19 protein-coding genes are annotated in these 14,368 nt (G+C 59.6%); 11 read left to right on the forward strand and 8 right to left on the reverse strand.

From position 1 onward, the window contains the following. The first annotated feature begins 50 nt into the window (after positions 1 to 50). Positions 51 to 806, forward strand: coding sequence for a DeoR/GlpR family DNA-binding transcription regulator (locus HX811_RS03600; protein WP_177044791.1), 756 nt, complete (start codon positions 51 to 53; stop codon positions 804 to 806). Between the two features lie 3 nt (positions 807 to 809). Here HX811_RS03600 and HX811_RS03605 read toward each other — a convergent pair whose 3' ends face one another. Beyond that, entirely contained in the window at positions 810 to 1,655 is an 846-nt protein-coding gene (locus tag HX811_RS03605) for an SDR family NAD(P)-dependent oxidoreductase (protein ID WP_177008584.1), read from the reverse strand. Between the two features lie 131 nt (positions 1,656 to 1,786). Between HX811_RS03605 and HX811_RS03610 the strand changes: the two genes are divergently transcribed. From HX811_RS03610 to HX811_RS03620, 3 genes are all read left to right on the forward strand, one after another. Continuing rightward, positions 1,787 to 2,674 (forward strand): LysR family transcriptional regulator, encoded by an 888-nt coding sequence (locus HX811_RS03610; RefSeq protein ID WP_177044793.1) that lies wholly within the window; start codon positions 1,787 to 1,789, stop codon positions 2,672 to 2,674. Positions 2,675 to 2,772: 98 nt separating this feature from the next. Continuing rightward, positions 2,773 to 3,714 (forward strand): alpha/beta hydrolase, encoded by a 942-nt coding sequence (locus tag HX811_RS03615; protein WP_003207412.1) that lies wholly within the window; start codon positions 2,773 to 2,775, stop codon positions 3,712 to 3,714. Between the two features lie 399 nt (positions 3,715 to 4,113). After that, entirely contained in the window at positions 4,114 to 4,902 is a 789-nt protein-coding gene (locus HX811_RS03620) for a DeoR/GlpR family DNA-binding transcription regulator (protein WP_003207411.1), read from the forward strand. Here HX811_RS03620 and HX811_RS03625 read toward each other — a convergent pair. Genes HX811_RS03625 through HX811_RS03635 form a run of 3 tightly spaced genes read right to left on the reverse strand, consistent with a single transcriptional unit; the run spans position 4,860 to position 6,289 of the window. Then, entirely contained in the window at positions 4,860 to 5,618 is a 759-nt protein-coding gene (locus HX811_RS03625; protein WP_177044795.1) for a DUF72 domain-containing protein, read from the reverse strand. The genes HX811_RS03620 and HX811_RS03625 overlap by 43 nt on opposite strands. Next, a complete protein-coding gene (locus HX811_RS03630; RefSeq protein ID WP_003207407.1) occupies positions 5,618 to 6,049 on the reverse strand; it encodes a hypothetical protein in 432 nt (143 codons plus the stop codon). Before HX811_RS03630 ends, HX811_RS03625 begins: the two co-directional genes overlap by 1 nt. 15 nt (positions 6,050 to 6,064) lie before the next feature. After that, positions 6,065 to 6,289, reverse strand: a complete 225-nt coding sequence (locus HX811_RS03635) for a hypothetical protein (RefSeq protein ID WP_087692412.1) — start codon at positions 6,287 to 6,289, stop codon at positions 6,065 to 6,067. 197 nt (positions 6,290 to 6,486) lie between these two features. Here HX811_RS03635 and HX811_RS03640 point away from each other — a divergent pair, with 197 nt between their 5' ends. Next, positions 6,487 to 6,990, forward strand: coding sequence for a DUF4142 domain-containing protein (locus HX811_RS03640; protein WP_003207404.1), 504 nt, complete (start codon positions 6,487 to 6,489; stop codon positions 6,988 to 6,990). Between the two features lie 29 nt (positions 6,991 to 7,019). After that, on the forward strand, positions 7,020 to 7,580 hold the full coding sequence (locus HX811_RS03645) for a type 1 glutamine amidotransferase domain-containing protein (RefSeq protein ID WP_003207402.1): 561 nt from the start codon (positions 7,020 to 7,022) through the stop codon (positions 7,578 to 7,580). Positions 7,581 to 7,634: 54 nt separating this feature from the next. On the opposite strand, the gene HX811_RS03650 is transcribed toward HX811_RS03645, so the two are convergent. Next, positions 7,635 to 7,856 carry a PLD nuclease N-terminal domain-containing protein gene (locus HX811_RS03650; RefSeq protein WP_003207401.1) on the reverse strand — a complete coding sequence of 74 codons (222 nt, stop codon included), beginning with the start codon at positions 7,854 to 7,856 and terminating at the stop codon, positions 7,635 to 7,637. Positions 7,857 to 8,012: 156 nt separating this feature from the next. Between HX811_RS03650 and HX811_RS03655 the strand changes: the two genes are divergently transcribed. From HX811_RS03655 to HX811_RS03670, 4 genes are all read left to right on the forward strand, one after another. Further along, positions 8,013 to 8,570: an ATP-dependent Clp protease proteolytic subunit gene (locus tag HX811_RS03655; protein ID WP_008435011.1), complete on the forward strand. Its 558-nt coding sequence runs from the start codon at positions 8,013 to 8,015 to the stop codon at positions 8,568 to 8,570. A gap of 190 nt (positions 8,571 to 8,760) precedes the next feature. Next, entirely contained in the window at positions 8,761 to 9,237 is a 477-nt protein-coding gene (locus tag HX811_RS03660; RefSeq protein WP_008435010.1) for a hemerythrin domain-containing protein, read from the forward strand. 104 nt (positions 9,238 to 9,341) lie between these two features. Beyond that, positions 9,342 to 9,518, forward strand: coding sequence for a KGG domain-containing protein (locus HX811_RS32170; RefSeq protein ID WP_177045051.1), 177 nt, complete (start codon positions 9,342 to 9,344; stop codon positions 9,516 to 9,518). A 66-nt stretch (positions 9,519 to 9,584) separates the two neighbouring features. Then, positions 9,585 to 9,905, forward strand: a complete 321-nt coding sequence (locus tag HX811_RS03670) for a hypothetical protein (RefSeq protein ID WP_177044797.1) — start codon at positions 9,585 to 9,587, stop codon at positions 9,903 to 9,905. A 4-nt stretch (positions 9,906 to 9,909) separates the two neighbouring features. On the opposite strand, the gene HX811_RS03675 is transcribed toward HX811_RS03670, so the two are convergent. Both HX811_RS03675 and HX811_RS03680 read right to left on the reverse strand, forming a co-directional pair. Then, positions 9,910 to 11,109 carry a lysozyme inhibitor LprI family protein gene (locus tag HX811_RS03675; protein ID WP_177044799.1) on the reverse strand — a complete coding sequence of 400 codons (1,200 nt, stop codon included), beginning with the start codon at positions 11,107 to 11,109 and terminating at the stop codon, positions 9,910 to 9,912. Positions 11,110 to 11,187: 78 nt separating this feature from the next. Continuing rightward, positions 11,188 to 12,246 (reverse strand): YhcG family protein, encoded by a 1,059-nt coding sequence (locus tag HX811_RS03680; RefSeq protein WP_177044801.1) that lies wholly within the window; start codon positions 12,244 to 12,246, stop codon positions 11,188 to 11,190. 180 nt (positions 12,247 to 12,426) lie between these two features. Here HX811_RS03680 and HX811_RS03685 point away from each other — a divergent pair, with 180 nt between their 5' ends. Beyond that, on the forward strand, positions 12,427 to 13,083 hold the full coding sequence (locus HX811_RS03685; RefSeq protein ID WP_177044803.1) for a metalloregulator ArsR/SmtB family transcription factor: 657 nt from the start codon (positions 12,427 to 12,429) through the stop codon (positions 13,081 to 13,083). Positions 13,084 to 13,344: 261 nt separating this feature from the next. Here HX811_RS03685 and HX811_RS03690 read toward each other — a convergent pair whose 3' ends face one another. Continuing rightward, positions 13,345 to 14,361 (reverse strand): hypothetical protein, encoded by a 1,017-nt coding sequence (locus tag HX811_RS03690; protein ID WP_177008590.1) that lies wholly within the window; start codon positions 14,359 to 14,361, stop codon positions 13,345 to 13,347. Positions 14,362 to 14,368: the final 7 nt, after the last annotated feature.

Here is a 14,368-nt window from a genome sequence, read left to right on the forward strand (position 1 = left end):
TGTCGTGCAAAATCGTGCACAGTCAAGAAAAAACGTGCAGGAAGCTTCCGATGCTGACCCAACAACGTAAACAACACCTGCTGGATACGCTGCACCGCGACGGCCGGCTGATTGCCAAGGAGTTGAGCCAGGCACTGGAGGTTTCCGAGGACACGATACGGCGTGACCTGCGGGAAATGGCCAAGGAAGGTTTGCTGCTGCGGGTGCACGGCGGCGCCTTGCCGGCATCCCCCGCGATGGCTGATTTTTCGGTTCGGGAACACTTGGTACCGGAGGAAAAAATCGCCATTGGCCGGACGGCTGCGCAACTGGTGCAGCCCGGCCAGGTGGTGTTTATCGATGGCGGTACCACGTGCCTGCAACTGGCCCATCACTTGCCGGCGGACCTGACTGCCACCGTGGTCACCCACAGTCCGTCGATTGCCATGGCCCTGGTGGATCATCCGCAGATTGAAGTGATCATGCTCGGCGGGCGGCTGTTTCGCCACTCACTGGTGGGGGTGGGGGCGGCCACGCTGGAGGCCATCGGCCGGGTCAATGCCGACCTGTATTTCATGGGGGTGTGCAGCGTGCACCCGAATGCCGGCCTGTCTACCGGCGATTATGAAGAGGCAGTGGTCAAGCGCGCGTTGTGTCACGCGGCCGCAGAAACCATCGTGCTGGCCACCTCGGAAAAGCTCAACACCGCGTCGCCCTACCAGGTGGTGGAGCTGACACACGTCAGCGCGATCGTCGCATTGGCCAGTACGCCGCGTGCCCTGCTGCAACCCTATGAAGCTCAGGGCCTGACGCTTTACCTGGCGTGACCGTCAACAGTCCTTGATGGCTTGCCATGACGCGGCGACTTGCGCAGCGTCCGAGGCGTTGACCCGCGCCAGGTCAACCGGATACTCGACCCCCGGATTTTCCGCGAACCGCGTGGCGGTGAACTGGCCGTTGCTGGCACGCAGGATATAGCCGCTGTCCTGGCACGCTGCCGAAGCCAGGAAGATCACCCCAGGCGTGACCCATTCCGGCTTGAGGTTGTGCGGCTCGCCGGTCACGCCCCACATGCGGGTCTTGGCCACGGGTGAGATGGCATTGACCAGGATCCCGGCCTCCGCCCCTTCCCCGCTCAAGGCATTCATGATCCCCAGTTGCGCCATCTTCCCCGCGCTGTAGGCCGCCAGCCCCGGCTGGACGTAGCGCGTGTACATCGCACGGTCGGAGGTGGTCAGCACAATGCGGGGTGCGGCAGATCGCGTGAGGTGCTGCCACGCGTGTTTGCACAGCCAGATCGGTGCATAGACATTGACGCCCATGGCCCGCCGGATGAAAGCCTCGTCGGCGGCCTCGATGGGCTGATAGCCGACCCAGCCAGCATTGTGGATCAGGATATCGAGCTGCCCGAAATGCGTGATGGCGCACTCGATCAGCGCTCGACACCCCGCTTCGCCGGACAGGTCACCCGCGTGGCCAACCACCCGCAGGCCTTCACCCTGCAGCGCCAGCGCGGCCGCCTGTACCACCTGGGGATCAGCCCCATCGCCGAGGGTGTCGGCACCGATATCACTGATTACCACCTGCGCGCCGAGTCGCGCCAACTCGCGCGCATAGCTGAACCCCAAGCCACGGGCGGCACCGGTCACGATTGCGGTTTTACCTGTAAAGTCCATCGTCGCGTTCTCCTGATAGGCACTCCACCCTAACAACCCGTGGCCGTCCTGTTTAATACTGAAAAACAGCGATATTGATACCTGCGCCGTATCAAGCCCCACACCGCCATCTACCTGAAGGAACAGCCCAGATGATCGAAACCCGCCTGTTGCGCCAGTTCGTTGCCGTTGCCGAAGCGCTGCACTTTCACCAGGCCGCGGAGCGCCTGCATATGGCGCAGCCAGCGTTGAGCCAGGCGATCAATCGCCTGGAGGCAAAGTTGGGGTTTGCCCTGCTGCAGCGTGACCGTCGTGGCGTGAAGCTGCTGCCAGCCGGGGCGGCGTTTCTTCAGACGGCCTACACCGTCCTCGGGCAATTGCAGCAAGGCATTGAGCAAGCCCGGCAGGTGTCCCAGGGAACCGCCGGCACGCTCACCATCACCTCGGTGTCGATCACCGGCTATCCGTGGTTGCTGGATACCCTCAGGCAGTTTCGCCTGGCGTTCCCCAGGGTTCAGTTGGTGATCAAGGAAATGCCCTCTGCCAACCAGGCCAAGGCCTTGTTGAGTGGTGATACCGATATCGCTTTTTTGCGCTACCTGCCAGGCCAGGCAGATAACATCGAATCCCGGCTGCTGCTGGATGAACCGATCCTGCTGGCGCTGCCCGCAGACCATCCGAATGCGGGTGACGCCGCTATCGAGCTGAAGGACTTTGCCGGCGCCGATTTTGTGTTCACGCCCCAGGCATTGGGCAGTGGCTATCACCACCAGTTGATCGCTTTATGCGAGGCTGCGGGCTTCGCTCCAAGGGTGGTCCAGGAAGCCGATCAATTGCCCACCCTGATTGGCCTGGTGGCGTGCGGGTTTGGTGTGGCGCTGGTGCCGCAGTCCATTGCCCGTTCGATGCCCCGTGACAAAGTGGCGTTTGTGCCCCTCACCGCCGCGTCCTCCAGCATCGGGCTCTACCTAAACTGGAACACCAGCAATTCTTCCCCCTTGGCCGGGCACTTCTTTTCTCTGCTGGACGAGGCGATGTAATACTTTGCAAGCAATGTCCGGTGACGACCGTCTGAATATTTCCTGCGCGGCCAGGGCATCTGTTAAAACCCGTGCTTCGCCTGTGTCCTGGAACCTTCATGTCTTCACGTTTTCTGTCCCGTCTCGGCCTGCGCTGGTTTCCCCTGCTGTGCATGGCCGCCCTGATCATCGGCCTGCCCGTGGGTTGCGCCGTGCTGCAACACAAGGAACGCGAGTTGCTGTTTCGCGTGGAGCCAGGCACTGCCAGCTGGTACAGCGGGTTGCCGCGTGATGTGCAGGAATTCGACCTGAAACCCGCGAGTTTCAAGGCAGGGCAGAATATTCATGGCTGGTGGTGGCCAGCGGCACAGAAGGACGCGCCGGCAATTCTCTACCTGCACGGCGTGCGCTGGAACCTCACTGGCCAACTGTTTCGCATCGAACAGCTGCGGGCCCTGGGCTTTTCCGTACTGGCCATCGACTACCGCGGCTTCGGCCAGAGTCGAGGCGACCTGCCGTCGGAAACCAGCGTGTACGAAGACGCGCGCATTGCCTGGGAACGCTTCCAGGTGCTGCAACCCGATCCTGCCAAGCGCCTCATCTACGGGCACTCCCTGGGTGGCGCGGTGGCCATCGACCTCGCGGTGGAACTGGGCAAGCAGGCAGCGAACAATCAGGTGCCGCCGCCAGTGCGCGGACTGGTCATCGAGTCCACCTTTACCTCCCTGGCAGATGTGGCCACAGCAGTAGCCAATACGTCATTGCCGGTGCGCTGGCTGCTGTCGCAGAAGTTCGATTCCATTGACAAGATCGCTGATATCCACATGCCGCTGCTGGTGGTTCACGGGCTCGCCGATGCCTTCGTGCCACCGCGCTTCAGCCAGCAACTGTTTGACGCCGCCCAACAGCCGAAACACCTGTTGCTGGTACCCGGTGCCACTCATAACGACAGCATGCGACTGGCCGGCAGCAGTTATCGCCAGGCGTTGGACAGCCTGATGCAATCGAAGCGCGCCACTCAGGTTGCCGGGCCCTCCACCGGGCGCCCAAACGACTCGTAAATCTGCATTTCGGCACCGGTTTCGCCGGTGCCTGTCAAGGCGCAAAGCCTGCCCATACTGGCCATAAACAGTGACTGATCAAATATTAACCGCAGGTTAAATCGCCATACCCGCCGGGCTCAAGCGAAGTTATCCACAGAGATACCCACGGTTTTCGTGGACAACTCTTTTTACTTTTTTACGATTTTTTTGCTCAGTAATGCCCTGTTGGAAAGCTTGGCGGCAGCAAAATCTCCTGCATCACCTCGCGAATCGAAACCATGGGGTTTGGTACCGGACCGGGTGTGGTTTTTCCATGGTGCTCAGCTCACTCGGCAGGGCATCACCGACACCCCAACCCATTGCGTTTGCGCCTAATGCTGATTAATCTCGCATAAACACGCATCAACGAGCAAAAACATGCATAACACCCATGCTGCCATCGACCTGCCCTCCCTGCGCAAACAGAAAATCCTGTTGCTGCTGGAGCGCGACGGTAAAGTCACTGCCTCGGAGTTGGTGGAGCATTTCGCCGTTTCCCAGGACACCATTCGCCGCGACCTTGGCGAACTCGCCTCCGCCGGTCTGCTGCAGCGCGTGCATGGAGGTGCGCTGCCACGGCCCAAGGACACCGGCAAGGATTTCTTCACCCGGTTTGGCGAAACCACCGCGACCAAACGCCACCTGGCGCAACTCGCCGCCGATCGCGTGGAGGACGGCCAGATCGTGCTGTTCGACTCCGGTACCACCACCCTGCAAATCGCCCAGTCACTACCGCATTCCATCAAGCTGACCGCCGTCACGCACTCACCGATGATTGCCATCGCGTTGTCCGAACATCCCAATGTGACGGTGATCCTTGCCGGTGGCCAACTCAACCCGGTGACCATGGCCGCCAGCGGGCATGAAGCATTGCGGCTGATCCAGGGCATCAAGGCCGACCTGCTGTTCACGGGTGTGTGCGCACTGCATCCACAGGTCGGTATCAGCTCGTTGCACTTCGAGGAAGTGGCGGTGAAACAGGCTATGCTCGACAGCGCCTCCCACGTGGTGGCAGTCACCCTGGCCGACAAGCTGGGCGCCGTAGAGCCATTTGTGGTGGCACCGTGCAGCCGCATTCATACCCTGATCACCGAGTGGCACGTGCCGCCGGGCAGCGTCGAGGCTTATGAATGCCTGGGGCTGGAGGTGATGCAAGTGGATGCCTGAGGGGCGAGCATCGCTTGAAGGGCAAGCGCATCGACCAGCGCATGACCGCTGGCCGTATTATCGAAAATACACCAGGTCGGAATGCCCTCCTCCTGGGACGCTATCAATACCTCGGCCAGCGCGCACAAACGCTCGGTTTCGTAAGCGCTGTGATAGATACGCGGCGAACCATGCAGACGCCAATAACGCACGCCTTGCCAGCCTTTCGGTACGTCACCTTCAGCGATCACCGGAGGGTCGGCGGCCACCCGTCCTATCTGGAAATCCTGCAACAAATCTTCGGCCTGCACCCAACTGGCATGCCGTGGCTCAAGCACCACATGGCCGGCAAATCGTTGACGCAAGGCTGTGAAAAAGCCGCCGGCAATGATCGGGTTGTAGCTTAAAGAAGGCGGCAATTGCACCAGCAGGCAGCCCAGGCGGTCGCCCAATTGCAGGCACTGTGCAAGGAACTCATCCAATGCCGTATCGCAGTCACGCAGACGTAATTCATGGGTGATGTGCCGTGGCACCTTGACCGAAAAACCAAAGCCCGACGGCACTGACTGCGCCCATCGTTCGTAGGTCTGCGGGCGATGGGGGCGGTAGAAGGAGCTGTTGATTTCAACCGCATTCAAGCACGCGGCATAACGTTGCAGATGGGTGCCCTGCCGGGGAAACCGTGGCCATTGCTCACGAGGCAGGCTCCAACCGGCACAACCGAGAAAAATCGGCATCAGAACAACACCGACGCCGCATCCCTCATGAAAATCTCCACCGTCTTCGGCCCGACGCCCTCGAACGCATTCAAGCGTTTTTCAAACTCCCCACGGTCGGCACTGGCATCGTGGATATGGCTGATCCTGCCCGCGTACTCCGCATTCAACTTGCTGCTGAGGTCGAGCAGGCGTTGCGCGGTGCTTTCGTCGTAACGCACGTAATGCGCCTCACCGAGCATGGCCACCAGTTCGCGGGAGGTGCAGTGTTGCAGTTTGCGCGGGGTGTCCCGACCATGCTTCACCACAATCACCTGATAGGCCTGCGCCGCGATCTGCGCCTGAATGCGCTTGCCCATCAGGAAGCTGGCGACAAACCACTTGAACAGTGCGTTGTCATCACCGGGCTTGAGCTCAATACCCAGTTCCCCGGCGCTGATGGATCGACCCATGACTGCCTCCGTTCTTCACTGACCCAGCTTGCGCTCGGCCTTGGCGGCTTGCTCGTTGATCTGCTCGGTTTGCCGTTGTGTGTCCTTGATGGACGTCGGCGTGATCACCTTATCAACGGTTTCAGTCTTGGGGTTTGGGCGCTGCAAGGAACTGTCCTTCTCGTCAAGCTGGCGACCTTTCTGCGCCTGTTCGGAGCTGATTGCATTGGGGGTTTTGTCAGTGGTTTTTTCAGTGCCCATGGTGATTCTCCTGCTGTTAAAAGATCAGGCTCCAGCGCGGAGCCGTTATGCAGCAGAGCCCATGATTTTTTGATAGTTCAAGGAAATTGCGTGGGCTGCGGCCCGGAGAAATAAGCGCAAATTAATTTAAACCTTTTGCTCAGGCACCCGCTCAACAGTCAGGTAACGGCATCGCGCCACTCTTCAGGAGAAGCATCATGAAGCACTTGCTGATGAAACAAATGGGACTGACCTTCGCGCTGGCCGCGGGCTCGATGGGTGTGGCCATGGCCGCCACTTCCAATGACTTCGTTGACGCCGCAGCCCAGGGCGGCATCACCGAAGTAGAAGCCGGCAAACTGGCGCTGGAAAAGAGCGGTGCCGCTGATATCAAGGCGTTTGCCCAGCACATGATCACCGACCACACCAAGGCCAACCAGGAGCTGACGGCCCTGGCGACGAAGCTCGACATCAAGGTGCCCGACGATGCCAGCCTCACCGACAAGGCCAAGAAAATGATCCTGGAAATCCGTGAAGAGTCCTTTGACAAGGCTTACGCCGACAACCAGGTAAAGGCCCACGAAGACACCGTGGCCCTGTTCAAAAAAGAAGCCGCCTCCTCGGATAACGCCGAACTGAAGGCTTTTGCCGAGAAGACCCTGCCGACTCTCGAAACCCATCTGAAGATGGCCAAGGAGTTGCAGTCCCAACACGCCAATTAATCATTGACCCACTCAGGAGACACTCGACCATGAGTTCGCAACTGCACGGCAAGAAGATTCTGATCATCACCTCCAACACCGGTATCGAGCGCGACGAGTTGCTCAAGCCGCTGGAAGCCCTGCGTGGTTTCGGCGCCACGGTGACCCACGGTTCCAGCAAAGGTGGCAGCACCCAGACCTTTCTCAAGGACACCGAGAAAGACAGGACGGTAGAGTCCGACGCCAAGCTCTCGGACCTGCACGGCAGTGACTTCGATGCACTGGTCATCCCCGGGGGCACCGTCAATGCCGACACCCTGCGCCAGGACGCCGATGCACTGCGGCTGATCAACGACTTCGTCAAGGCCGGGAAAACCGTAGCCGCCATCTGCCATGGCCCTTGGGCCCTGATTGATGCCGGCGTGATCGGCGGCAAGACCCTCACCTCCTACAAAAGCGTGCGCACTGACCTGGTCAATGCCGGCGCAGCAAACTGGGTGGATACGCAGGTGAAGGAATGCCCGGCCAATGGCTGGACCCTGATAACCTCGCGCACGCCCGACGATTTGCCGGCGTTCAATGAGGCCATTGCCAAGACACTGGCGGCCTGACGCCCGCCAATGCAAACAGGCGCCCTCGGGCGCCTGTTTTTTTTCGATTCTGTCTTAGCCTTTGCCATGCTCAGTGGCATGTGTCGCCCGGTTCACACCCTTGGGTCCAAACAGCGCCCAGAGGATCAGCCCCAACAGCGGCATGAAGATCAGTACCACCAGCCATAAACCCTTGGTCTCCCAGCCACTGCCACTGCGCAGAACGCTGTTGATCGCCCACAGTTCCAGCAGCACCAGAATCACCGCCAAGCCAATCCAGACATATTCGATTTGCATGATTCATCCTCCTGAGGTCGTATGCGTTAGGTCAAGCAACGCGCCCGAGGGTTCATTAAAATTGCAACGGATGGCTCTCGCCCAACGGTTGCGGCACACGGGCCGTAACCTTCTAGACTCAAACGGACACTACCTTTTACCCCTTGGAGGCCCGGGATGACCGAGCACATCATCCACTTTCACTGCCAGATCGATCAGGGCACCACCGAGCGCTTTCGTGATTGCTGCCTGGACGCGATCGATCAAGGCGCCAGTTCGTTGCTGTTGAACCTGTCGACCACCGGCGGCAGCACCAATTTCGGTTTTACCCTCTACACCTTCCTCAAGTCCCTGCCGGTGCCGTTGTGTGCGATCAATGCGGGCAATATCGAGTCCATGGGCATCATCATGTTCCTGGCGGCAAACCGCCGGATCACCACGCCACACTCGCGCTTCCTGATTCATCCGATGAACTGGTACTTCAACCAGAACTCGGTAGACCACCAGCGCCTGCGGGAATACCTGTCGAGCCTGGACAACGACCTGGCGCGCTACGTGAAAATCTACGAACTGGAAACCGCCAGCGCCGAAACCCACCTGGATATTTTCAAGTGCCTCTCGGCCGAGGAAAAAGTCATCGCCGCCCACGAGTCACTGGCCTACGGGATTGCCCATGAGGTCGAGCAGATCGTGTTTGCCGACGACATCAAGCACTGGAAAGTCAGCGGCGGCTAAGCATTGTTTAATGCATGCAAGCCACCACTCGACCGTGCAACCTGCACGACCAGAGCCGCTTTTTATCACACATAACCTATTGTTTTATAAGCAGATAAATATTTTGTTCAACTTGGTACAACTCATGCTGTAGAGGTCTGCACAGGCGGGCAATTCGACCCGCCCTTTCGCTACCCGTGAGGTGTCACCCATGAATGCCATTGATCTTCTCAAGGCCGACCACGAACGCGTCAAAGCCATCCTGAATCAACTCAGTGAATCGACCGAGCGCGGCGTAAAGAAGCGCACTGAGCTCCTGGCCAAGCTGGAAATGGAAATCAGCCTCCACACCCGCCTTGAGGAAGAAATCCTCTACCCGGCTTTTCGCAAGGCCGGCGGCAAGGATCAGGAAATCATGTACCACGAGGCCAAGGAAGAACATCGCACTGTCGACTCCCTCGTCCTTCCGGACCTGAAGCAGACTTCGCCCTCCACCACCGAGTTTTCCGGCCGGGTGAAAGTCGTCAAGGAACTGTTGGAGCACCATATCGAGGAAGAGGAAAGCGAGATGTTCCCACAGGCCAGGAAGCTGTTGGGCAAGGCCTTGCTGGAAGAGCTGGGCGCGGAGATGGAAGCGATGAAAGCCGCGCACAAGAAAGCACCCGGCGCGAAGCCAATGGCGGCTTGATGTCCATTCGTCGCATGCCTGGAAACTATTTCAAACTTTGAATTGGCTGGAGGATTCCCAATTAGGCAACACCATTGATTCGCTCATCATTGAGGGTTTTCAAAATGGCTAATAGTGGAAAAACTACCCCAGGTGCTGGTCACAAAGACCAGAAAGACCCAAACCGTAAAAGCGGCGGCCAGGGTTCAGGCGGCAACTTCGCCAATGACCGCGAGAAGGCTTCTGAGGCGGGCAAAAAAGGCGGGGCTCATAGCCACGCCCCAGGCTCCAAGAAGTCTTGATTGAGGCGTCGCCGAAGCCTGGATGTGCTCCGGGCTTCGGTCCCCATCGCCAAGAGGGATTGAGTCATGAAGACCAGCATTTCCCAAAGGATCGTACTTGTCGCCAGCCTGGCGCTCGTACTGTATGCACCCGCCTACGCGGCCTTCGGCGACAACACCGCACCCGAGACGCCTGCCTTGAGCGGCAACAGCGCTCCTGGCTCGGCACTGCCGCCCGGCACCTATCCCAGCAGCCCGTCCGGGGCTGACAGCAGTGGCAACAAGGACGCTGAAACGAAAGCACCTGCACCGTCTAAAACCGTGAAGAGCACGCGCCATAAAGGCACCTCGACCCAGCATCCCGGTACCAAGACCGGCAAAAAGGCCGTGCCAGAATCGGGCAGTTGACCGATTAGTTCTCGCTGGGGCCGCCGATAAAGTCCAGGCGCAGGTTCATCCACTGCCGAACGATTTCCCGGGCTGCTTGCCTGGCATCAGCAGCAGAGAAGCCGCGCTCGCGTTGCAGCCAGTCACTCGTCGCTTGCCGTGCGGGCTCAATGGCGGCCAGCGCTTGCTGGCGTTGCCTGGCAGGCCACTGTTTATCCGCGCCCCAGTTGCGCAGGGCTGATTCCGGGTCCTGGGCCTGCGCTGCGGTGCCTGGCTGGAGAAACAGCCGAGGCGACGCGGTGGCCTTGAGGGAAAGCGTGTTCCAGTCGGCGTAGCTGGCAAAGCGGATGGTGCCTTCGTTCTGCGATGCAGTGGACAAAGGCGCGGTAAACGAATCGTCCAGCCGCTTCCAGGCCGGCTGTGCAAACAGATCACCCTGTGGGGCACAGATCGGCGCAAAACTGTCGCGGGTGGAGCCGTACAACGATCCGAACGACTCATACGCGACCTCGCCCTGCCGGCTGAAGACAAAGCAGTGCACATACGGGCGTTGGTCGGCGTACATCTCATACTGTTGGCGCTCGATCATCATGCGCAGCAAGGTCAACATCACCCGGTCACGGCTGACAGCAGGATCATTCTGCAGGTCCTGCCAGATCGACCAGGGAAAACTGTCTTCCTTGAGTGCTATGAGAACCTGCTTGCGATTCTCCTCTGCCTCATTCTCCGTAACGCCACTATCAGGTTCAAAACGCTGCAGGTAGACCAACCAGGCGGCGGCCAGATCGTTCATCGGGTAGCGCCGAAGCCCTTCTGCTGCCTGGGCCGGATGGTACGGAATACTGGCAATGATTGCGTCAAGGGCTGCGGTGTCTTTGTGAGTGACGGTTCCCACCTCGACCACTCTCTGGCTCAGTTGGGATTGCAGGCAGCCGGGCAATTGTTCCGGGGTACCGGCACACGCGTTGCGAGTCTGCAACCACGTGCGCTGGCCACGGCGCAATTCGTCGCGCTGGTCGGGTGCCAGTTTGGCCATTGCCTGGCTGTAGTACAGGCCCAGCGTAGTGTCGAGTTCGCTTAATTCAGGGCTGGCGCAAATGGACTTTTCCACCGTGGTGGAGGCCTTTTTACAATCGAAGGACGCGCCACTGGCAGGCATCGCTGCGCCTATCAGCGCGCCAGCGAGCAACAACATTGGGTAGGCAGAATGAATACGGCGGGCCATGGCTTTCCTTGGGTGAGTTCCTTTCAAGGCGCTCATTGTGCCGACGCGATTGCCAATGTCCAGCCTGTCGGCACAGTACTACGAAGCACTGGCCGTGGAGGGGCGATCACTTGCCAGTTCACGTTCAATCTGTTCGATGCTGGGCAGGCTGGTTTGCAGCTCTGCCGGCAGGGATTCCACCAGCTGATACTCGGCAACCCCAATAGGACGGGAGCTGTCACGCAGAGCGTATTCGGCCACTACTTCGTTCTTGCTCTTGCACAGCAGCAGGCCGATGGTGGGGCTGTCCTGCGGGTGCTTGAGCTGGGCGTCTACCGCAGCGAGGTAAAAGCCCAACTGCCCCAGATGGTCGGGTTTGAATTTACCGGCCTTGAGTTCGATCACCACGTAGCACCTCAGCTTGAGGTGATAAAACAGCAGGTCGACGAAAAACTCCTCGCCTCCCACGTCCAGCAACACCTGCCGACCCACGAAGGCAAAACCGGCGCTCAGCTCCAGCAGAAAATCGGTGACATGTTTGACCAGGGCGTTTTCGATTTCACGCTCCTGCGCGTCAAGGGACAGGCCCAGGAAGTCGAAACGGTAAGGATCTTTAAGTGATTCGCGAGCCAGGTCGGATTGCGCCTTGGGCAGCAGTCCGTCAAAGTTGCTGACCGCGTTGCCGCTGCGTTCCAGCAGGCGACCTTCGATTTGCATCACCAGGATGTTGCGCGACCAGTTGTGCTCGATGGCCTGGGCAATGTACCAGCGACGGGTTTCGGGCCCGGGCAGCCTGTCCAGCAACACCAGGTTATGGCCCCAGGGCAATTGTGCAGCAGCCTGTTGCACAAATTCGGAGTCCGGCCACGCCTCCGCAAATGCGCGCATGTACTTCAGGTTACGCGGCGAGAAACCCTTCATTTCCGGAAACGCCGAACGCAAATCCTGCGCCAGCCGCTCAATCACCTTGCTCCCCCAGCCCTGCCGCGCTTGCCGGGTCAGAATATCCTGGCCGATTTGCCAGTACAGCAACACCAGCTCGCGGTTTACCGCCAGGGTGGCGCGTTGCTGGGCGCAGTGGATTCGACTCTTGAGATCGGACAGCCAGTCGCTGTATCCCTCGGGTGGTGTGTTCAGGCTATCGGGGGTCTCACTCATTCCTTTTCCCTCGTGGGTTGGGCAGGCGGTCGATGGTAGCGAGGGGACAATCCGGAATGGGCCAGCAGAATGCTTTCGATACAAATCAACGGGAACCGTACCTTCACGCGGATCAAGGGGTGCCCCAACGTGCGTGCTGTGGTCAAATGAGCCGGTCACTTCCATGGTTATTCCCGATCTATGAACGCCACACCCACCGACGACAGCCAGGCATCCACCGGGGACCGCATCCTGTTCCTGCTCAAGACCCGTGGCCCACTGAAAACCACGGACCTGGCTGCGCTGCTGGACATCACCTCCGAAGCCGCCCGCCAGCAAATCCAGAAGTTGCAGGTCGCGGAGTTGATCGTCGGCGTATCAGCCCCCATCTCGGGTGCCGGTCGGCCATCCTTGAAGTGGACCCTGACCGAGACCGCCCAGAGCAAATTCCCGGATTCCCATAGCGTGCTGACCTTGCACCTGATCGAGTCCATCGAAGGGATTTTTGGCAGTGAAGGCGTGGAAAAAGTCATCGCCAGCATGGAAGCGACGGCCAGGCACGAATACACCCAGGCCTGCTCCGCCGCGTCGACCTTGCGGGAGAAAGTCGAGATCCTGGTACAGATTCGCGAACGCGCCGGGTACATGGCGCAGATGGAGCCGCTGGACGATGGCTGGCTGCTGGTGGAGAACCACTGCCCGATCTGCGTCGCCGCCCGTAAATGCCAGGGGTTCTGCCGCTCGGAACTGCAGATCTTCCAGGCAGCCCTGGGCGATGAGAATGTGGTGGAGCGGCGCGAGCATTTGATTTCCGGGGACCGGCGCTGCGCCTACAGCATCCAGCCCCGCCGCCTGTAAGAAAGAGGCTGCGATGGGCTGCGCAGCAACCGCAATTCCAGCGCCGCAGTGTCCCGGATACACCAACGGTTCAGGATTCACGAGCGCTGCGCAGTCCATCGCAGCCTAAGCCTCACGCCGTACTCAAGCCCATTGCAGGAAGGACAGATTCCGGAGTAGTGGCGCAATGCCCATCAATCATATAACCAAGCAAGATCTTTGATAATACGTTGAGTGCTTTGAATTACACAAGCCAATACTTTTTACGGTGCCGTAAACAGCCTAAACCCTGACCCCCAGCATGCCGCTGGTAATGATGATCGTGACTATGGCGCCCATGCCGATCACCAGCCAGGTCAACAGCGAACTGCGTGACTCGCTGACATTGTGATTACGCAATACACCTCGCAAACCACAACCCAGATGCCCAATCAGCAGGAACACCGCCAGCGAGTAATGCGGCAGCAGCCGAATGCTCCATGGATCCGCCAATAACCCTACGGGCTCGGCCACGGCCCAGGCGTAATCGGTGTCGGTGCCGAAGTAACGCGCCAGGGTAAACACCGAGTTGATATGGGACGCGATAAACAGCGAGAGATAGGCGCCGGAGGCGGTCTGTAACGCGTCCAGCAGGTCGGCACGCGTGACGGTCTTCGGGCGAATCAACACCAGCCCGCTGAGAATCTGAAAGAAAAACGTGACAATGATCACCGGCTCCAGCCAGCCATTGCGATACACCCGTCGCAGCACGTCCATCACCGACTTATGCACATCGGTACCCAGTACACCCAGGAGGTGGTTGAACAGGTGCGGCGCGAGAAACACCAACAGGATCGCCACCGAGGCGATGCCGTGGGCGACACGCAGCTTGATATAGGTCTTGTCCAAGGTCACCAGGCTGATGCTCGGGCCCGTTGACGACACCATCGCAAAAAAGCCCGCCAGCGCCAGCCACAGCCCGCTCCATACCGCGATGTCGTGGCCCTCGATTTTCATCAGGTACAGCAAGACGCCCATAAGCGTGTACGCAGGAGGCGCAGCCACCGCCAGGCACGACAAGCGTCGCGCCAGGACCAGGCGTGCGCTCATGACCGGTTGAACACCGGTGACATACACACAGGCAAACGCCAACAGCGGCACCGCATAGGCACTCAGGATCAGCGCCAGGACGACCGGGGTGCCGGCGCCTGCCACATGCGCCTGGTTACTCCACGCCAGCGCCCACGGATAATACAGCGCCGCGGCGAACGGCAGCAGCCACAGCCATTCCAGCCAGGGTTTGATAGCTTTGCTTAACATATTGATT

It is taken from the genome of Pseudomonas sp. F8002, from assembly GCF_013385495.1.
In the GTDB taxonomy this organism is placed as follows: Bacteria; Pseudomonadota; Gammaproteobacteria; order Pseudomonadales; family Pseudomonadaceae; genus Aquipseudomonas.